This is a genomic window from Tunicatimonas pelagia, assembly GCF_030506325.1.
Taxonomy (GTDB): Bacteria; Bacteroidota; Bacteroidia; order Cytophagales; family Cyclobacteriaceae; genus Tunicatimonas; species Tunicatimonas pelagia.
This window is the reverse complement of record NZ_CP120683.1, coordinates 1855852-1876821: the sequence shown is the minus strand read 5'-3', so window position 1 is coordinate 1876821 and position 20970 is coordinate 1855852. Positions and strand designations below refer to the sequence as shown.

Sequence of the window (20970 nt, the reverse complement as noted above, 5' to 3'; positions counted from 1 at the left end):
TCATCAAATTTCACTGATAGTTGGTAGTGGTTTCGTCAGCGAGATCTGGGCATTATCGCAAATCCCCCGTTTACTCTTTTCTAAGCATAATGATAGTTTGTATGAAACGAAGAAATTTTGTTCGACGAACGGCCCTAGCAGGTCTGGGACTAGCCTCGTCGTCGGTAGTGAGTCTCGCTCGTCGGGCCAATTTCTTACCCAATAAGGTTCCCGCACAGGCGATCACCTCGGGCGAGCAACAGCACTGGTTTGGCTACTATGACAAATGGCAGGTTGACCCCAGCGGTCGCTACGCACTAGGTAACCAAGTCGACCTCTTCTTCCGTTCGCCCACCCCGGAGGATACGCTCAAGATGGGTCTGATTGACCTAGAGAATAATAATACCTGGACCGAGATCGGACAGAGCAGTGCCTGGGGCTGGCAACAGGGCTGTATGTTGCAGTGGGTTCCAGGCAGCTCCGAAGAGGTGATCTGGAACGCCCGGCGTGGCGACGCCCGATCGGAAAACACCTTTGTCAGTATCATCTGCAACATCAACACTGGTCAGCGGCGCATACTGCCGCACCCGGTCTATACCCTGAGTCCCGATGGAAAGACGGGGTTCGGCATTGACTTTGCCCGCTTGCAGTTCTTCCGCCCCGGCTACGGCTACGCTACTTCCGATAAAAGCGTACCCAGAAAAGCTCCCGCCGATACGGGTATCTACCGCCTGGACTTGCAAACCGGCGAAAAACAACTGGTTCTATCCTACGCCCAGGTAGCTCAGATTGACCGACCGTTGGGTTCGGTGGCTGATAATTACCACTGGGTGAATCATTTGCTCGTCAATCCGGCGGGTAATCGCCTGATCTTCCTCAACCGTTCACGTCCCTACCCCACGCCGGAAGAATACCGAAAAGAGACGGGTAAAAGTCTGCGGGGTGATGACCTCTATGTTACCCGGGCCATCACGGTAAACACAGATGGTAGTGACTTGTATGCCCTGAACGACTCAGGGATGTTTTCTCATTTTATCTGGAACGGGGACGATGCCTTGTGCGCCTGGGCGAAGCCAGAGGTGGCCCGGCCAGGATTGGCCCCACTGGAGGCAGGCTCACCAGAAGGTTCGGATCAGGCGGCGTTCTACGTTTTTCAAGATCGTAGCAAGCAGTACGAGATCGTATGCGAGGAAGCCATGACGGTCAACGGCCACAACACCTACGTGCCTCATACCAACAACGAGTGGATTCTGAACGATACCTATCCGCAAGGAGACGAACGGATGCAAGAGCTGTATCTTTACCATGTGCCCAGCCAGCGAAAAGTAGTATTGGGTCGTTTTCACGAACCCGCTAAGTTCAAAGGAGAGTGGCGGTGCGATCTACATCCCCGCTGCAACCAGCAAGGAACCAAAGTCTATTTTGACTCTACTCACGAAGGCAGTAAACGTCAGATGTATGAAATCAATATTGAAGAAATCATCCGTGCTTGAAAGAATGTCCACTCGCTCCCTAATTTATGTCGGTGCCCTATGGCTACTCGCTTGTCAAGCTCCGGTCACTAATTCACTTACAGTCTCGGCTGATTCAGTGGTGTCGGTGATCTTGGATACTGACATCGGACCGGATTACGACGACGTAGGAGCCATGGCGGTGCTTCACGCTCTGGCTAACCGGGGCGAGGCGAAAATTCTGGCTACGCTCTCTTCTAATCGTGATACGCTAACTGTACCCTGCATCGACGTGTTAAATACCTACTTTTGGCGCCCTGATCTACCCATCGGTGCCCCCGCCGACACCGGAGTAGTAATGGCCGGTCGGCAACGCTGGGCCGATACGTTGGTCGCGCACTATCCGCACGATAGCCCCAATACGGCCGAGGCCCCGGATGCTGTGACGGTTTATCGCCGGGTGCTGGCCAACCAGCCGGACAATAGTGTGACCATCATCACGGTTGGTTTTCTAACCAATCTGCATCGCTTGCTGACCTCACCGCCTGATGCCCACTCGCCGCTGGATGGCACCGCGTTGGTGAAGCAGAAAGTAAAACAGTGGGTAGCCATGGCTGGGAAGTTTCCCGAAGGGAAGGAGTTTAACATTCGCAAGGATTCTTTAGCGGCGCAGGTGGTCATAGAAGCCTGGCCTACGCCAGTTTTGTTCAGTGGCTTTGAGATTGGTAAAGAGGTGCTGACCGGGTTGCGTTTGGTGGCAAACGGGTCGCCGCAGAGTCCCGTTCGGCACGCCTACGTCATCAGTATACCGCAGAGCACTCAAGACCAGCGCGGGCGTATGAGCTGGGATCAAACCGCCGTACTGGTAGCCGTACGAGGAGCTTCCCCCTACTACGACACCGAACGAGGCACGCTAACGGTGCGTCCTGATGGTAGCAATGAGTGGCAGGCTGATCCTAATGGACCACACCAGCGCCTACTAGCTCGGGTGCCGCCTCAGAAAGTAGCGCGGATCATCGAGACCCTAATGATGCACACCCCTTAAGAATAGAAGCTCTTATACAATGACGAAGATATTTACGTTGTTTGCCCTACTGGGACTACCCTTATGTTTACCCGCCCAAAACACTGATAGTGTAATCAATCAGGACTGGCGGTTTGTCAAGGGCCACCAGTACAATATGCAGAAGAACCCACCCTGGCAATCGGTTAATCTGCCCCATACCTGGAACGCCGAAGACGCGCTGGCGGGTCAGTTAGATTACTACCGGGGCCCAGGCTGGTACGAAAAGGAGCTGTACTTAGCAGGTGCTTACCGAAATCAACGATTGTTCTTACTGTTTGAAGGCAGTAATGCCGTTACCGATGTATTTGTCAATCACCAACTAGCCGGGCGTCACCAAGGAGGGTATACCGCTTTCTGTCTGGAAATTACCGATCTGGTGAAGCTGGACACGATCAACACCCTATCCGTAAAGGTCAATAATGCCTACGACGCTTCGCTGATGCCACTCACCGGAGACTTCAATCACTACGGAGGGCTGTACCGCCCGGTACACTTACTGGTAAAACCGCCGGTGTGCATTAGCCCATTAGACGACGCTTCTTCCGGGATATATATCCGTCAGGACACGGTCAGTTCAACGCAAGCCCAGCTCACCGTCACGACGCTAGTAAACAGTACGTCTTCGGCGGCGGCCCATCAGGTGAAAGTAACGGTGAAAGATGCAGCGGGGCAAACGGTGACCCAGCAAGTAAAAGAAAAGAGCGTGCTGCCCGATACGACCACTACGTTTACCAGTAGACTTACGATTGACAATCCTCATCTTTGGCAAGGGCGACCAGACCCGTATCTCTATCAGGTGCAGGTTACTTTGCAAGATCAGCGTGGCGAAATTATAGAAGAAAAGGTACAACCGCTGGGCCTGCGCTACTTTCGGCTGGACGCTGAGCAGGGCTTCTTTTTTAACGGTGAATACCTGGATTTGCGAGGAGTGAACCGACATCAAGACCGGGCCAACGTAGGTTCCGCCATCACCGAAGCCCACATGCGCGAAGATGTGCAAATCATGCTAGAGATGGGGGTAAATGCGGTTCGTCTGGCCCACTATCCCCATGCGGACTACTTCTATCAGCTTTGTGATTCAGCCGGGCTGATCGTTTGGACCGAACTGCCCTGGACAGGGCCGGGCGGGTACCGAGGCCAGAGCTACATTGCTTCGGAAGCCTTTCACCAGACAGGCAAGCAGCAGCTCCGGGAAATGATCCGCCAACGCTACAACCACCCCAGCATCGTATTCTGGGGGCTGTACAACGAAGTAAAAGCCGACTGGGATGATCCTTATCCCTACCTGACTACCTTGGATAGCTTGGCTTACGCATTAGACCCGGACCGTATGACCGTGGCGGCCGCTTTTCAGGAAAATCGTAACAACGGGGTGACGGATGCCATCGGGTGGAATAAATACTTTGGCTGGTACGGCGGTGAGCCGAAGCAAATTGGCACTTGGGCCGACGAGCAACATACCCGCCATCTGGATCGTCGCTTATGCTTGAGTGAATACGGAGCGGGGGCCAGCATGAAGCACCACAGCGATACGCTGAAAGCCCCGAAGCCCGCCGGTCGCTGGCATCCCGAAGGCTGGCAGGCGTACTTCCACGAACAGTACTGGCCTGAGCTTGCGAAGCGTCCCTTTCTCTGGGGGAAGTTTATCTGGCTGATGTTTGACAACGGGGCCGCTCACCGCCGGGAAGGAGACCGGATGGGTATCAACGATAAGGGTTTAGTGACCTTTGACCGTCAGACTAAAAAAGATGCGTACTACTATTACCAATCGCAGTGGAGTGAGGAGCCGATGGTCTACATCGCCGATCGCCGGTTTACCTCCCGAAGCCAGGCCGACACCGAAGTGAAGGTATACAGCAACCAATCTTCCCTCACGCTGTACCACAACGGTAAGCGGGTTAAGCCAACGGAAGAGAGCCAACCGGGAGTATTCCGCTGGCCGCTCATGCTACAGTCGGGCGACAATGAAATCTCGGTGAAAACTACCTTCGGCGAAGCGTCTCTTACCGATACTGTCGTTTGGAGTTATGAACCTTGACCCCGACGGGTTTAATGATACACAAACAATATCTATTCAACATGCCATCTGAATTGACAACCACATCTTCTTCCCCTTGCGTTATCGGCATTGACTACGGCACCGATTCGGTTCGATCAGTAGTTATCGATACCGCCGACGGTACGATCCTGAGTACCGCTGTATTTGCCTACCCGCGCTGGCAACAAGGGCAATTTAGCGATGTCACGCGCAACCAGTTTCGTCAGCACCCACTCGACTATGTAGAAGGACTCACGCACTGCATTCGCGAAGCTCTGGCACAGGCCCCGGCTGGAAGTGCGGCGCGGGTCACGGGTATCGCGGTTGATACTACCGGATCTACGCCCTGCGCGCTGGACCAAAGTGGCACTCCGTTGGCCCTGAACGACGACTTCACTCAGAACCCCAACGCGATGTTTGTGCTGTGGAAAGACCATACCGCGGTGAAGGAAGCCCAGGAGATTAACGAACTGGCGCACTGCTGGGAGACCGATTACACCCGCTACGAGGGAAGTATCTACTCTTCCGAATGGTTCTGGGCAAAAATTTTATACGTGCTGCGTACCGATGAGGCAGTGCGCGCAGCAGCCTATTCCTGGGCCGAGCACTGCGACTGGATTCCCTTTCTGCTGACCGGAGGTACTGACGTTCACCAGATGAAGCGCAGCCGCTGTGCGGCCGGACACAAAGCGATGTGGCACCCCCGCTGGGACGGCCTACCCAGCGAAGATTTTCTGACCAGTCTGGACCCGTTGCTCAGTGGGCTGCGTAGCCGCTTGTACGAGCAGACGCATACATCGGATCAGCCAACCGGAACATTGTCAGGCGAATGGGCCGAGCGGCTCGGACTGAGCCCCGAGGTGGTCGTGAGTGTCGGAGCGTTTGACGCGCACATGGGAGCCGTGGGCGGACAGATTGAATCCTACTACCTCAGCAAAGTGATGGGGACTTCTACCTGCGACATCTTGGTCGCTCCACGAGAGGACCTGCACGACAAACCGGTAAGCGGTATTTGTGGGCAGGTCGATGGGTCGGTAATCCCGGGTATGGAAGGCTTAGAAGCCGGACAATCCGCCTTCGGCGATGTGTACGCGTGGTTTAAAGAAGTTCTCATATGGCCACTACGACAGGTCGTCATGAAATCAACCCTGATGGATGAAAGCACAAAGCAGCGGTTGCAGCAGGAAGTGCTGGATCAGATGATTCCGGCACTGAGCGAAGCGGCCGAAAAAATTCCAATGGACGAATCTAGTGCTCTGGCTATCGACTGGCTGAATGGCCGACGCACTCCGGATGCCAACCAACGGCTCAAAGGCGCGTTATTTAATCTGAGCCTCGGCACTGACGCTCCGACCGTCTTTCGGGCGTTGGTGGAAGCGACCTGCTTCGGGGCTAGGCGCATCGTTGAGCGTTTTCAGGATGAAGGAGTACCGGTGAAGGGATTGATTGGACTGGGCGGAGTGGCCAAGAAGTCCCCCTTCATTATGCAAACTATGGCCAATGTGATGAACATGCCCATAAAGATTGCCCGGGCGGAGCAAACCTGCGCGCTGGGCGCTTCGATGTTTGCCGCCACGGCGGCCGGGGAATTTGCTACCGTGCGTGAGGCAATGGATAGAATGGGCGCGGGCTTCGATGCGGAATATCGACCCAATCCCGAAGTGGTAAGCCAGTACCAACGTCGCTACGAGCAGTATCAACGGTTTGGAAAGTTCATTGAGTCAGAGCTGAATAGATAACTCTTCGATAATGGTGCGATCGTTGATCGTCTCAGTATTCAACAAGTGACCAAGAAAACAGAAGACACGCATGAGCAAAAAATATCAGGCTATTAAAGACCAAGCTTACGAAGCCAACTTGCAGCTACCTGCCCTCGGCTTGGTGCTCTTCACCTTCGGCAACGTCAGTGCCGCGGATCGCGCTCGGGGGGTGTTTGCGATCAAACCCAGCGGAGTACCCTACGAAGAGTTAAGTCCCGATAAGATGGTCGTTGTGGACTTTGACAATCAGATTGTGGAAGGAGAGCTACGTCCTTCCTCTGATACCAAGACGCACGCGGTGCTGTACCGGCAGTGGGAAAATATCGGCGGCATCGCCCACACGCACGCCACCTACGCTACGGCCTGGGCGCAAGCTCAAATTGATATTCCCATCTTCGGTACTACCCATGCCGACCATTTGACAGTAGATGTACCCTGCGCTCCGGTAATGGATGATGCGATGATTCAGGGAGACTATGAGTATGAAACCGGTTTTCAAATTATCAACTACTTTAAAGACAAAGGCCTTTCTCATCAGGAGGTAGAAATGGTGTTGGTGGCTAACCACGCGCCCTTTACCTGGGGCGCTACCGCCCGGCAAGCGGTGTACAATAGCGCGGTGCTCGAGGAAGTCGCTCGGATGGCAATGCTAACCCGGCAAGTACGTCCGGATACCCCTCGCCTGAAGGAGACCCTGATCCGTAAGCACTACGAACGCAAACACGGTAAGGATGCCTACTACGGACAATGAACTAAAATATAAAATATGAAAAGGGAGTATGGAGAACGGGTTACGGGTTGCGAGTGAACGAGTTGCGAGTTAGGATTACTTTACCCGCAACTCGTTTCACCCGTAACCTATTCACCTGCAATCAACAATCAAACCAACCATGATCAATCTAACACACTACGAAGTCTGGTTTATCACCGGTAGCCAGCATCTGTACGGTGAGGAGACCTTACAGCAAGTAGCTGAGCATTCGCAACAGATTGCCCAGGCTCTGGATGCTTCCGCTACCGTACCGCTGCGGGTTGTTTACCGGCCGGTACTGACTACGCCCGAGGCGATCTATCAACTGTGCCAGGAGGCTAACGCGGCTACCGATTGCATCGGGCTCATCGCTTGGATGCACACCTTCTCACCGGCTAAAATGTGGATTCGCGGACTCAGTGCGCTTAGCAAACCGTTGGTGCACCTCCACACACAGTTCAACCGCGACATCCCGTGGTCCGGCATCAATATGGACTTTATGAACCTGAATCAATCGGCCCACGGGGGGCGAGAGTTTGGGTTTATGATGAGCCGGATGCGCATCGAACGCAAAGTGGTGGTCGGCTACTGGGAGGATACCGAGGTGCAAGAGCGCTTGGCGGTCTGGCTGCGAGTCGCTGCGGCCTGGCACGACGCGCAAGGGGCAAACATTGCGCGCATCGGTGATAACATGCGCGAGGTGGCCGTCACCGAAGGTGATAAGGTAGCGGCGCAGATGCAGCTTGGCTACGCCGTAAACGGTTACGGGATCGGCGACGTCGTTGCTTTCGTCGATCAGGTAAACGAGGCGGACGTTGAGCGGTTGACGGGCGAGTACGAAGACCAGTACGAGCTGGCTACCGCGTTAGGGCGAGAAGGGGCGCAGCGCGCTTCGCTGCGGGAGGCTGCTCGGATCGAGCTGGGCCTCACAGCTTTCTTGGAAGACGGAAATTTTGTGGGCTTTACCGATACCTTTGAGAACTTGCACGGCCTGAAGCAGCTGCCGGGGATCGCGGTGCAGCGGCTGATGGCGGCGGGCTACGGCTTCGGAGCCGAAGGAGACTGGAAAACCGCGGCTCTGGTACGAGCGGCGAAGGTGATGGCGAGCGGACTGGACGGCGGCAACTCCTTTATGGAAGATTATACCTATCATTTCCGCCCTGATAATATGAGCGTACTCGGTTCGCACATGCTGGAAATCTGCCCCTCCATTGCGCAGCATAAGCCGAGCTGTCAGGTGCATCCGCTGGGTATCGGGGGCAAAGAGGACCCCGTCCGGTTGGTATTTGATGTCGCTCCGGGTCCGGCATTAAACGCTTCAATCATCGATATGGGCAACCGCTTTCGGTTGCTGGTCAACGAGGTAGAAGCGATTACACCCGAGGCTGACCTGCCCCAGCTGCCGGTGGCGCGAGTTCTTTGGAAACCACTTCCTGACCTGAAGACGGCTGCCGCGGCCTGGATTCACGCCGGAGGGGCCCACCACACCGTGTACAGTCAAAACCTGACGAGTGAACACTGGGAAGACTTCGCGACGATTGCCGGAATAGAGTGCGTGCGGATCAAGCGGGACACCCGCTTGTTTGAGTTCCGCAATGAGCTACGTCATAACGAAGCCTATTATCATCTTATGTCGGGGTTCCGCTAGTAGCCTTAGGCGGGATATTGGTGAACATGATAGTCGGAAAGGACACAAACTTATCAACCGGTTAAGATAGTGGACATACCTAAGACTGCTGATGAAGCTCGTTTCGGTACGCACGGGGACTGTAACCGACGACGCGTTTAAACTGCCGGTTGAAGTGAGTAAGTTGATTATAGCCCGACGCAAACGCAATTTCGGCGATGGTATGATCGGTCTGCTGGATCAGTTTACAGGCGTGTCCGACCCGTACTTCATTCAGAAAGCTGGTGAAGGTTTTGCTGAAGTGCTTTTTGAAGAAACGACAGAAGCCTGCCGATGACATATTCGCCTGAGCAGAAATCTCATCCAGTGAAATGTGCTGATCCGCGAAGCGGTTGATAATGTACTCGTAGATTTTGTTTACCACCTGATAGGTTTGCTGATTGGCGACTGGGGCGAAGCCCCGGCTCGATAGTACCCGGCGTTGTTCGTTGAGCGCCATGGTGTGAAGCAATCGAAAGAAAGCCATCACCCGCTCAAACCCGCGCAACCGGTCAATCTTTTGCATCTTCCGGTAAAAAAAAGGAATGTCAGTCTCTGCGAATGCTACTCCGCGTTGCGCTTCTTTCAGCAGATCGGCAATTTTTCCGTTTTCAGGTAGGTCAAAAAAGTCGCCACCGAAACTATTTCTTAGAAAATGTAGCGTGATGACCTTACCCAGCTTGTAGTTGTCGGGCTGCACCGCATGAGGCACGTTCGGGCCGATCAGGAACAGGTCGTTTTCAGAGAAATTTTCAATCGTATTACCGACTATCCGCTTTCCGCTACACCCCATCAGCACGGAAATCTCATATTCCTCGTGAGTACGCATGGCGATCTCTGCGGAGCGGGCGAAGCCGGTCTTTACCTTGTACTGTTTGCTGATAAATGAGCTTTGGTTCGGAGGAGTCCATTTTTCTATCAGTGTCTTCATTTTGTCCTTAAGCTAACACTATTCTGGTAAAAAATACGAGTTTCACTGTTTTTCTGACAAAACGAGCGTAAAGAAAAGAGTGTTAATTACCTGATTAAAAACGAGGGTTAAAATAGTGCTATAAAGCTACAAGATCGTGTGCGTATGTCCGGGTGGAATTTTATTACTTTGAATCAGCTTCACCATTTTTATGACTTACGCAGCAACCCTACTATTCACCCTTCTTGCACTTACACCCACAACGGTCTTCGGACAGTTAGCTTTTTACGTGTCACCGGAAGGGAATGATGGAAACGAGGGCACCGAGGTGGCCCCCTTTCGTACCGTCCGCCGGGCGCAGCAGGCCGTTCAAACTGTTCAGAATGCCCGGCAGAATATCGTCGTGCAGATTGATGCAGGCAGCTATCTTTTGGAAGAACCGCTCCGCTTCGGCCCCGAGGACGGCGGGTCTGCTAATCATCAGGTCACCTACCGGGGTTCAGATAAAGGGAAGGTAGTCATCCACAGTGGCCGAAAAGTAAGCGGGTGGCAGGAGTCGGATGAGGTGGACGTTTATCAGGCGAAAGTAGTTGATGCGGCCTTTCGGCAACTCTACGTCAACGGACGGCGGGCAGTACGCGCCCGATATCCCAACGAGGGTGAGTTTCTGGAAAGTACCGCTTGGGACTACGAAGACCAGGAGCTACTGATCCAGGGACAACACCCTGTGTTGAACGAAGCCGGGCCAGACCTCGAGATGCTACTGCTGCAGAGTTGGGCCGAAAGCTACCTGCGAGTGCGAGAAGTTCATTCCTACGGCCTGAGTTTTCAAAAGTATTCCCGCGTCAGTTTCGCGGAGAACGAATCCAAGATTTTGTTCAATCGCCCTTACCCAATGCACGAACCTATCCACCGGCTCTACTTTGAGAATGCCCGCTCGTTACTGGATACCGAAAGGGAGTGGTACCATGACCCGGCGAACGGTGCCCTTTACTACCAACCGGGCGAAGAAGGAAGCATGAACCAAGCTTCGGTGATGTGCCCTACGCTCGACACTTTACTGATTGTGCAGGGGACGCGGGAAAATCCGGTGATGAATTTACGGTTTGAGAATCTATCGTTTCAGTACTCCAACTGGACGTACGCCAGCGAGCACGGCTACCTGAACGCCCAAGCCGGACAGCACAATTACCGGGCGGAGCCCAATAATGACCAATATGTTTACCGCCCCCCGGCGGCCGTGTATGTAGCTTATGCTGAACGGGTGGCGTTTGCGCGCAACGAATTTCGGAACCTGGGTGCTACCGGCATTGACCTGCACTACGGTACGCGCCACTGCACGGTGGTAGGTAACCGCTTTAGTGACATCGCGGGCAGTGCGGTGGCTCTGGCTAAATTCACCGAAGCCCCCTCGGTAGAATATCACATGCCCTACCAACCGGCTGACACTACCGAAATCTGCTACGGTGACACCATTACCAACAACCTGATCGAACGGGTAGCTCGCGACTATGTTGGCTGTGTGGGTATTGCCGCCGGGTATCCGCAGGGGGCGCAAATCACCCACAATACCATTCGCGACTTACCCTACTCGGGCATTAGTGTAGGCTACGGCTGGACCGATCAACCGAACGCGATGGCAAATAATCTGATTGCCTACAATGATATCAGTAATGTGGTGAAGTTACTCAACGACGGGGCGGCGATCTACACCTTGTCTTATCAGCCGGGCACCCGGATTTACCGCAACTATCTGCACGACCTGTCGCCCCCCCAGAAACCCTGGCAAAGCATCAAGTACGCCATTTACTGTGATGAAAAGACCGGGGGATCCGCCGAGCATCCCTTCGTCATTGAAGAGAACGCTATAGACAATATTGCCGACCAACTCAATCTTCACCAGACCGGTATCATACTGCTTAAACACGCCCTGCACCGCACCTCCCAGCACGTGGGGCCGCAGGTTGTGAAGCAGGCCGGGATAGAACCAGGGTACCAGGATATCCTAAGCCCTCCGGCATCAATAGGACGAGCCGAAGAGTAACGTAACTACGCTATGAACACCACAAAAATAACTGCCACTATTCGTCCTGCCTATCGTTCCGATGGTCCCTTGCCCGGACTGGTATTAGGTACGGCCGGGCTCGGCGGGGTATGGGGCACCGTCAACCGTCATGAATCGGTGAAGACGATACTGTACGCTTTGGAAAATGGTATTGAACAGCTGGATACGGCCCCGGCCTACGGTCAGGCCGAAATCATCGTCGGCGAAGCCCTGCGGCAGTGGCGAGGTCAACGTCCGTTCGTTAGCACCAAAGTGGGTAAGCTCCGGGCTGATGCGGCCGACCAGGAAACGAACGATTATACGCTGGCCAGTATGCAGCGCAGCGTGGAGGAGAGCCGGAAAGTACTCGGTACCGACTGCCTGGATTTGCTCTTCCTGCACGAACCCAACAAGGTGCCTGCCGACCGCACTTCGGAAGTTGTTAACTTTATGCAGCAAGTAAAACAAGCCGGACATGCGAAAGCACTGGGCCTGGGAGGCATCGTGCCTTCGGCATTTCACGAGTTTATTCGACGGGGAGTTTTTGACGTAGTGATGAGCTATAACAACCTCAACGCAGCCTGTCTGGATGGTTTACAGTTCGATATTCCCTTCTTCCGTGCCCACGGCCTGACCACCTACCAGGGCAGTGCCCTGTTGATGGGACTGTTAGGAAACCGCTTTGAGCGATACCAGCAACATCCACCGAGCTGGATTTCATCCGCTGACCTGGTTCGGGCAAAACAAGCTGAACAACTGGCCCGGCGACTGGGAATCAAACTGTCCGCCTTGGCGCACCGCTATCTGCTTTCCATGCAAGAAGTAGATTACTTGGTGCTGGGGGCGAAAAATATGACGCAACTTACCGATACTCTGGCCGATTGTGAAGCCGGTATGCTGGAGGAAACTCTTTTCGAAGAATTGACCAACTTGATCCAATGAAGAACATTGAGCCATCAGCTACAGTAACACTACCTACTTTGGAAACTCCCATCCATCGCGAGCAATTTGACATTCAATTGGTCGAGATGCGCTGCGTAGCCCCGATTGAGTTTGCGCGTCCCTTCTATGACGCTACTATGGGGCCGTTTACCTCCTACCGAGCCTGCTTTGTGCGACTTACTGACCGCAGTGGCGCGTGGGGAGAATGTGAGTTTCCAGCGACGGCGACTGATCTGCTCCGGCACGTTTTTGTTTCACTACTGCTCGAGACCCCAAAGAATACCTACGAAGAACTCTACCGTAAGCTCTACTGGGGCATTCGCAACGAAGGCTTCCGGGGCGGAGCCGCTCTGGCTCTGGGTCATCTGGACCGAATCTTTCATGATCTGGCCGCCCGCCGAAAGGGAGTGCCCTTGTTTCGTTACCTGGGTGGCCGTAGCCCTCGGGTGCGAGCCTACGCCAGTGGGGGCGGTATTCATCTTACGGGCAGCGAACTAGTTGACGAATGCCTCGCCTGGGAAGCCCAAGGCTACACAACCATCAAGATAAAATTCGGCAGCCTGACCACCACCGTGAAGGAAGACCTGGTCCGCATCACTTCGGTGCGGGAAGCCCTGCGCTCTGAAACCCAACTGGCCATTGATGCTAATCAGTCTATGAGTCTGCCGAAAGCGCAGAAATTGAGCCAGGCACTGGGTAGCCTGGACATTGCCTGGCTGGAAGAGCCAATCCACTCAGCAGCCCTGCATGAGATTGAGGCACTATGCGCGCATTCACCAATACCTATTTCCTACGGCGAGTCGGAGCGCTCAGCCTTGGTGTTTCCTTCACTGGTACGGGCCGGGGTAAAGCATATGCAACCCATCGCTGGGCATATCAGCAGCCTGCACGAATGGCTATCGGTAGCCAATCTGGCTCGTCGGCACGAACTGACGTTCAGCGGAGGCGGTACGTCGCACATCAATGCGTCAGCCCTAGCGGTGGTAGGCGGTGAGGCACTGCTGGAGTACCTGGAGCCAGTAGTAGGAGTGATGGCTTCGCTACTGCGAGTAGGCCCCACGGTACAAGACGGGTATTTTACGGTGCCCGAAGTGCCGGGCATTGGGGCGGAAGTAGACTGGGAACGCCTAGAGAAGAAAAAACAGATTGTTGACCGGGCTGTCTGGAAGAATGATGATCAATGACTAACATGAATATTCACCAGCACTTACAAGCCCTGGACTTCGGCGTGGTAGCGGTTTACCTACTGCTGCTGATAGGCATTGGAGCGTATGTCAGCTTCCGAAAGAAAAAAAGCAGCGAGCGCGACTATTTTTTGGCGGGAGGTTCGCTACGCTGGTATAGTATTGGGCTCACCATGTGGGGTACTAACGTGGGGCCATCCATGCTAATCGCTTCCTGCGCGGTGGGCTATACCACCGGAGTGGTAGCCGGAAACTTTTCGTGGTACGCCTTCATCTTTATCGGCCTGCTGGCATTGGTGTTTGCGCCCCACTACAAAAATACTGGCATCAGTACCCTGCCCGAGTTTATGGGTAAACGCTTTAACAACACTACGCGCGAATTGCTGGCTTGGTACTCACTAGTGACCATCCTGATTTCCTGGCTGGGGCTGACCCTGTACGCTGGCGGGTTGCTGGTCAGTCAGATCATGGCCTGGCCCCTTGGGGCATCGGTAAGTGCGCTGATGGGGTTAGCAGCTTTCTTTGCTGTAGCAGGTGGGTTGGAAGCCATTGCGATCACTAATGTGTTTCAGATGATTTTGCTGATTGTCGCTTCCGCGGTGCTGGTGGGGGTGGGGCTGCACGAGTTGGGCGGCATAGATCGACTACTCACCGAACTGCCGGCCGACTACGGACAATTGTTCCTGGCCGCGGATAATCCGGACTATCCCTGGATAGCGATTGTATTAGGCTACCCGGTGCTGGGTATCTGGTTCTGGTGTACTGATCAGAGTATGGTGCAGTCGGTGCTGGGGGCCCGCAGCCTGGAGCAGGGACAATTGGGCACCAACCTGACCGGTTGGCTCAAAATACTGGATGTACCCTTATTTATTCTGCCCGGCATCATTTGCTACCTATTGTACCCCAACCTGCCCGACGAGAACGAAGCTTATATGACAATGGTGACGGGTCTGTTGCCGACGGGAATGGTCGGTTTGATCATGGCGGTGCTGATCGCCGCGCTGGTAAGCACCATAGACTCGGCGCTAAATTCGTTGAGTACGGTCTTTACGGTAGACATTTACCGACGGCGCTACCACCCCGATGCTTCGTCCGCCCAGCAGGTGAGGATCGGGCGGATGGTCGTGCTGGTTGGGACAGTATTAGCGATCTTCATTGCCCTGGGTCTGGACCAGATCAAGGGGATGGATTTATTCAGCCTGTTTCAAGCCATTTTAGGTTACCTGGCTCCGCCCATGGCAGCGGTATTTCTGCTGGGAGTACTATGGCCCCGGATGACTACGCGGGCCGCGAATATCGGACTGATCGTAGGCTCGGCACTGAGCCTGACGGTGGGGTTTCTCCAGTTGTCGGAGGTGCCCGAACCAAATTTCTGGCCGCACTTTCTGCTGGTATCCTTTTTTCTGTTCGCTTTTATTCTGGTGTTGATGATCGGAGTGTCATGGACCCCTTGGTCAGATCAGAAAGAGGTGCAAGAAAAAGCGGATTTTCCTACACTTCGTCAGTCGTACGCCAATTTGCAGTACACCCCCTCGCAGTGGGTACTAGGACTGTGGGGAGGTTTATCCATCGTCATGATCGCATTATATCTGATTTTTAACTAAACAATTGAACAATGAAAAAGCAATTATTGAATCGTTGGTGGGGATTAAGCTGTTGGCTGAGTGTGATTCAGCTCGTAGCAGTGCAGAAAAAATTAAATCACAATGATGCCTAAACCCATAACTGCCGCCGACGCTGCGGCTTTGATTCCCGACCAGGCTACCCTAGCGATTGGTGGTGCTGGAGCCGGCCACAACGTACCCGATCGTCTGCTCGAGGCGGTTGGCGAGCGATTCCGGAACACCGGGCAGCCCCGGAGCCTCACCACCTACCACGCCTGCGGTATCGGTGACAACGACCGGCGAGGTCTCAACCACATCGCTCACGAAGGACTGGTGCGGCGCAACATCGGTGGCTTCTGGGGAAACGCCCCCCGGATGATTACGCTGGCCCGGGAGGAAAAAATCGAGGGCTACAATTTTCCGCAAGGGGTACTCAGTCACCTGCTACGGTCGGCAGCGGGTGGAGAAGAGGGTCTACTCACTAAGATCGGTTTACATACGTTCGTGGATCCGCGCTACGAAGGCGGACGAGTAAATAAGCTTACTACCGAGGAACTGGTAGAAGCCGTTGCTATAGGTGGTAAAGAGCATCTGTTTTACCGCGCCCCGCGCATTGACGTAGCCTTTATTCGGGGTAGCTCGGTGGATGCCCGGGGCAACCTGACGATGGAAGAAGAGGTGGGCACCTTTTCGATGCTCTCGCTGGCGCAAGCGGCCCGAGCGAACGGTGGAGTAGTGATCGCTCAGGTGAAACAAGTGCGAGAAGACCAACACGCCAAACCCGTACAGGTGAAGGTGCCTGGCGTGCTGATCGACTATGTGGTAGAAGTGCCCGAACAAACCATGACCTTTATCACCGACTACGAACCGGCGATGGTCGATCGGCAAGCCCCGTACGAGGGCGATGATCTGTCACTCGTCGGCATCAAGCGGATTGTGGCCCGACGAGCGGCCCAGGAACTGGAAAAAGGCAGCTTTGTCAACCTGGGTTACGGCATTCCTGACGGGGTGCCCATTGTGGCTCGGGAGCAAGGTCGGCTCGATGAGCTTACGTTTCTTATTGAGCAGGGACAGATTGATGGAGTGATTAGTACGGGTCTCAACTTCGGAGCCATGTACAATCCTTCGGCCATTGTGGACGATGGCTACCAGTTTGACTTTTTTCACGGAGGTGGTCTGGATATTTGTTACCTGGGGTTCGCCCAGGTAGACCGGGCGGGCAACGTCAATTCCAGTCGGTTTGGTAAAACGATGACCGGCTGCGGCGGCTTCATTGACATCTCGCAGCCTACGCCCCGGGTAGTCTTCTGCGGCTCTCTGGCGGCCAAAGCGGAGGTAGCAGCTTCCGACGGGAAGCTCACCGTGCAGCACCCCGGAAAAATCAAGAAGTTTGTCGATGAGGTAGAGCAAGTAACCTTCAACGGGCACTACGCCCGGCAGCAGGGCCAGCGAGTGCAGTACATCACCGAACGAGCGGTGTTTCGCCTTACCGCCGAAGGACTCGAGCTGACCGAGATCGCTCCGGGCGTAGACCTGGAACAGGACGTGCTGGCGATGATGGATTTCACCCCCGCGGTGAGCAGCGACCTAAAGACCATGAACGAACACCATTTTACGAAAGCCTGACCCCATGAACCCATCCGCCCCCCTACTGACGCATTATGCGTCCTCGGTACTCTACCTTACCCTAAACCGCCCCAAGAAACTTAACTGCCTGGATCAGGAAATGCTGCTTGCCCTGGAAGCGCGTCTGGCTGAAGCCGAGTCGGATGATGCGGTGCGAGCGGTAGTGTTGCAGGGAGCTGGAGAGCGGGCTTTTTCCTCAGGAGCTGATCTGAAAGCCTTCGGGGCGTTGTCAGAAGATGAACTACCGCAGTGGATTGCGCTAGGGCACCGGGTGTTTAACCAGGTAGCGACCTACCCGAAGCCTACGGTAGCCGTTATTCGCGGCTACGCAATGGGTGGAGGGCTGGAGTTGGCCCTCGCCTGCGACCTTCGGATCGCGACGGAGGACGCCTTGCTGGCACTACCCGAACTACAGCACGGCTGGTTGCCCGGTTGGGGCGGGCTGCTCCGTTTGCCTCGTCTGGTGGGCGAAGCCCGGGCCAAAGAAATGATCCTGCTCGGTGAACGGCTTACGGCCGCCCAGGCGCACAGGTGGGGGTTAATCAACCGGGTCTGTTCCGCAGCAGAGTTAGAAACTGCCACTGAGCAGCTGACCGAAGCCCTAAGTGCACTTTCCCCTTCGGCGGTTCGCCTGGCAAAGAGTGGGTTACATTCAGCCTCAGTGGTCAGTCAAGAAGTAATTGCCTTTGATGGATTGGCCCTACAACAGTTATTACGAGAAAAAGACCGTGAGAGACCAAACAGATAATATGAATACACACCTTAACACTCCACCAAATAGTTTTGAAAGTTCTATATCCACGAAAACTACAAAGCTTGAACTCTTAGTAGTGACTGGGGCTGTTTTGTTGCTTACTTTAATGGGGAGCTGTCAGGAGCAGACGACTACCGACAATCAATCCCTAAATGAAAGGGAGTGGCGAACGTACGCCAGCGATAATAAATACTCTCCGCTAGATCAGGTCAACCGCACAAATGTTGAGCATCTGCGCGAGGTCTGGCGGTACGAAGAGGACAGCGCGAACGGTGGAATGGTTGCCTTCAATCCGCTGGTTGCCAAAGGCGTAATGTATGTTTACACTCCGGGGCAACGAATAGTAGCATTAAATCCATTGAGCGGTAGAAAACAATGGTCATTTCGGCCGGACAGTAGTGCCGTCCGTACCAACATGAAAGCGGTCACTTTCTACGATGGCCAGGGGAAAACAGAAGACCGGATTCTATTCGTACACGGGACCACCCTGTACGCGCTAAATGCCCGTACGGGTCAGCTGGTCTCGAACTTTGGCCACGGGGGTAAGCTCGATTTTTTTACCGGGTTAGCGTACGATCCGTCCTTAAAGTCAGAACTCGCTGTAACCAGCAACGCTCCCGGCGTTATCTACGACGACTTGTTCATCGTTGGCTGCAAGGTGCCCGACGAACTTCCCTCGTTACCGGGAGACGTCCGTGCCTTCAACGTTCACACCGGGATGCTGGTTTGGACTTTTCACACCATTCCGAAAGCGGAAGAATTTGGTTCGGATACTTGGCCAAAGGGGGCGCGTCGCAATAACGGTGGAGCCAACTGCTGGGGAGGTATGTCCTTGGATACCGAAAGAGGGATCGTGTACGTACCCACCGCATCACCCTCCTTTGATTTTTACGGCGGCGATCGTGAGGGACAAAACCTTTTCGCGAATTGCTTACTCGCGTTGGATGCTAAGACAGGCAAAAGAATCTGGCATTTTCAGACAACCCACCACGACTTGTGGGATCGGGACAATGGCTCTCCCCCTAATTTGCTGACCTTGAACCACGACGGGCATCGGGTGGATGCCGTGGCGTTGGTAACTAAATTAGGATACGTCTTCACCTTCGACCGCGAAACGGGCGAACCGCTCTTTCCCATTGAGGAGCGGCCGGTACCTACTACGGGCGGATTGCCCGGCGAAAAGCCGTGGCCCACGCAACCGTTTCCGACACAACCTTCTCCGTTTGCCCGTCAGGGGTTTCGCCCCGAATACATTAGTCGGCTGTTTTTCGATACCAGGGCATACATTGAAGCGGAAATTCAAGAAAACGGGTATCAGACGGACGTTTACGCATTGCCCAATCTGAAAGGATCAGTCATTGTACCGGCTGCTCATGGTGGTGCGAATTGGGGGGGGGCCTCTGCTAACCCCAACACCGGGATGTTGTTCGTCAACGCCACCGACGTGCCGTGGTTCTTGCAAATGATTGATAATCGTGCCCCCCGCAAAACGGTTGAGGGGGCCGTCAGTGGTGCGTCGTTGTACCAAAAGAATTGTAGTTCCTGCCACGGGGCGGACAAGCAAGGAAGCGACTTTGCCCCGAATATTACGGTTAAGTTGCAGCAATACAGTGCTAGTGGGTTGCGGAGCTTATTGAAGAACGGGATGGGCACCATGCCTGCTTTTAACTATCTTTCTTCACGAGAAAAAAGCTCTTTGATTGCCTATCTCAAAAACTTAGACGAAGGAGTTAACGAAGTAGATAACTTTTCACCCGCGCCGGAAGACGACGCTCGTCCGTACCTTTTTTCGGGCTATGATTTCTTTAAAGACCAAAACGGCTATCCTGCCCTACAGCCCCCTTGGGGAACCCTAACGGCAATCGACCTTAATCAGGGTGAAATTGTTTGGCAGGTTCCCCTGGGTGAGAATCAAACTCTCGCCAAAGAAGGAATCTATAATACGGGTGCCTACAACCGGGGTGGGGGGATCGCTACGGGGGGAGGACTGATCTTTATCGCCGCAGTGGGGGGCGACAAAAAACTACGGGCTTTCGACCAAGCGACCGGGAAAATTCTTTGGGAAACCGACCTTCCAGGGCGTGGGGTCTCCATTCCCAGCACTTACGCGATTCATGGGCAACAGTACCTTACTATCGGACTGAGCCCTGATCCTGCCACCGGATTTCGGGGAGGATACGTCACGTACGGTTTGCTTGATAATTTACCACCCCAGCATGAAACGGAGTAGTCAATTCATTGTCGTCGGCATCCTTGCTTTCCTGAGTTTGGCCCTGTTGAACGAATCCAAAGGGCAAACACTGGAAGGAAAGTACCCCTTGTTTATTTTTAGCAACGCTTTTCAGCAACCGGGAGAACAAGCAGTCTCTTTGGCGAAACAAGCCGAATGGCTCAGGCACTACGGCTACGCGGGTATTGAATACAACGATCCGGCTACCATACTGGCGGGCAAAAAGATTTTCGCCGAAGAAGGTGTGAAAATTTTTACGAGCTATGTTTCTGTCACTATCGACGATGCCCCCTTTTACGATGCGCGCTGGCACGACATCATTCCTCATTTTGCTAACCAGGATTGGATCATCTGGGTCAACGTTCGCTCCCAGCGGTTTGATCCTTCCGATCCGGCTGCCGACGAACGGGTAGTGGCAATTCTGAGCGAACTCGCTGCTACCGCTCAAGCTCATGGTATACGGATTGCCTTGTATCCCCACTATGGATTTTTGGTAGAAACTCCTTCCGATGCCTACCGCATTGCTGAAAAGATAGACCGACCGAACGTTGGCGTTACTTTTAACCTATGCCATTTTTTGAAAACGGATGACGCACAAAATATTGAAAACAGCTTGCGCCAAATTTTGCCCAAACTCTTTGTCGTCTCCGTGTCGGGAGCCGAAGCAGGCGCGACGCGGCGGATGGGTTGGGACCAATTGATTCAACCCCTGGGGAAGGGGAGTTTTTCCGTTCTGGAATTTGTGCGTATGCTCAAAAAACTGGGGTATCGCGGTGCCATCGGACAGCAGTGTTACGGTATTGAACTGCCTCCCGAACAACTTTTGAGAGAAAGTAGCCGTGCATGGAAAGTGCTTACCGAATAAAAGAGTCAGAAGAAGATAAACCCTTTAAACCAAAACAAATATGTTCCTTAAATCCTTTCTACTTATTGTCCACCTTTTGTGGATGTCCGAGGCGGTCTTT

Annotated in this window: 15 protein-coding genes; 14 read left to right on the top strand and 1 reads right to left on the bottom strand. The window is 54.0% G+C overall.

What is annotated here, in order from left to right:
- Positions 1–101 precede the first annotated feature (101 nt).
- The 6 genes from P0M28_RS07855 (at position 102) to araA (ending at position 8693) form a co-directional block, all read left to right on the top strand.
- Complete coding sequence (locus P0M28_RS07855; RefSeq protein ID WP_302209193.1) at positions 102–1472, top strand: hypothetical protein; 1371 nt, start codon at positions 102–104, stop codon at positions 1470–1472.
- A complete protein-coding gene (locus tag P0M28_RS07850; protein WP_302209192.1) occupies positions 1438–2475 on the top strand; it encodes a nucleoside hydrolase in 1038 nt (345 codons plus the stop codon). The genes P0M28_RS07855 and P0M28_RS07850 overlap by 35 nt, the downstream gene beginning before the upstream one ends.
- A 19-nt stretch (positions 2476–2494) precedes the next feature.
- Positions 2495–4534: a glycoside hydrolase family 2 protein gene (locus tag P0M28_RS07845; RefSeq protein WP_302209191.1), complete on the top strand. Its 2040-nt coding sequence runs from the start codon at positions 2495–2497 to the stop codon at positions 4532–4534.
- A 41-nt stretch (positions 4535–4575) separates the two neighbouring features.
- Positions 4576–6273: a ribulokinase gene (locus P0M28_RS07840; RefSeq protein WP_302209189.1), complete on the top strand. Its 1698-nt coding sequence runs from the start codon at positions 4576–4578 to the stop codon at positions 6271–6273.
- A gap of 70 nt (positions 6274–6343) precedes the next feature.
- On the top strand, positions 6344–7045 hold the full coding sequence (locus P0M28_RS07835) for an L-ribulose-5-phosphate 4-epimerase (RefSeq protein ID WP_302209188.1): 702 nt from the start codon (positions 6344–6346) through the stop codon (positions 7043–7045).
- A 139-nt stretch (positions 7046–7184) separates the two neighbouring features.
- Positions 7185–8693, top strand: coding sequence for an L-arabinose isomerase (gene araA / locus P0M28_RS07830; protein WP_302209187.1), 1509 nt, complete (start codon positions 7185–7187; stop codon positions 8691–8693).
- A gap of 79 nt (positions 8694–8772) precedes the next feature.
- On the opposite strand, the gene P0M28_RS07825 is transcribed toward araA, so the two are convergent.
- Entirely contained in the window at positions 8773–9642 is an 870-nt protein-coding gene (locus tag P0M28_RS07825) for an AraC family transcriptional regulator (protein ID WP_302209186.1), read from the bottom strand.
- Between the two features lie 190 nt (positions 9643–9832).
- On the opposite strand from P0M28_RS07825, the gene P0M28_RS07820 reads away from it, so the two are divergent.
- From P0M28_RS07820 to P0M28_RS07785, 8 genes are all read left to right on the top strand, one after another.
- A complete protein-coding gene (locus P0M28_RS07820; protein WP_302209185.1) occupies positions 9833–11665 on the top strand; it encodes a right-handed parallel beta-helix repeat-containing protein in 1833 nt (610 codons plus the stop codon).
- Between the two features lie 12 nt (positions 11666–11677).
- Positions 11678–12607 carry an aldo/keto reductase gene (locus P0M28_RS07815; RefSeq protein WP_302209184.1) on the top strand — a complete coding sequence of 310 codons (930 nt, stop codon included), beginning with the start codon at positions 11678–11680 and terminating at the stop codon, positions 12605–12607.
- A complete protein-coding gene (locus P0M28_RS07810) occupies positions 12604–13791 on the top strand; it encodes a mandelate racemase/muconate lactonizing enzyme family protein (RefSeq protein WP_302209182.1) in 1188 nt (395 codons plus the stop codon). Before P0M28_RS07815 ends, P0M28_RS07810 begins: the two co-directional genes overlap by 4 nt.
- Before the next feature lie 5 nt (positions 13792–13796).
- Positions 13797–15395, top strand: a complete 1599-nt coding sequence (locus tag P0M28_RS07805; RefSeq protein WP_302209181.1) for a sodium:solute symporter family transporter — start codon at positions 13797–13799, stop codon at positions 15393–15395.
- A gap of 102 nt (positions 15396–15497) precedes the next feature.
- Complete coding sequence (locus P0M28_RS07800; RefSeq protein ID WP_302209180.1) at positions 15498–17021, top strand: acyl CoA:acetate/3-ketoacid CoA transferase; 1524 nt, start codon at positions 15498–15500, stop codon at positions 17019–17021.
- A gap of 4 nt (positions 17022–17025) precedes the next feature.
- Positions 17026–17769: an enoyl-CoA hydratase/isomerase family protein gene (locus P0M28_RS07795; protein ID WP_302209178.1), complete on the top strand. Its 744-nt coding sequence runs from the start codon at positions 17026–17028 to the stop codon at positions 17767–17769.
- Positions 17770–17866: 97 nt separating this feature from the next.
- On the top strand, positions 17867–20005 hold the full coding sequence (locus P0M28_RS07790) for an outer membrane protein assembly factor BamB family protein (protein ID WP_302209177.1): 2139 nt from the start codon (positions 17867–17869) through the stop codon (positions 20003–20005).
- Entirely contained in the window at positions 19992–20870 is an 879-nt protein-coding gene (locus P0M28_RS07785; RefSeq protein WP_302209175.1) for a sugar phosphate isomerase/epimerase family protein, read from the top strand. Before P0M28_RS07790 ends, P0M28_RS07785 begins: the two co-directional genes overlap by 14 nt.
- The last annotated feature ends 100 nt before the right edge of the window (positions 20871–20970 follow it).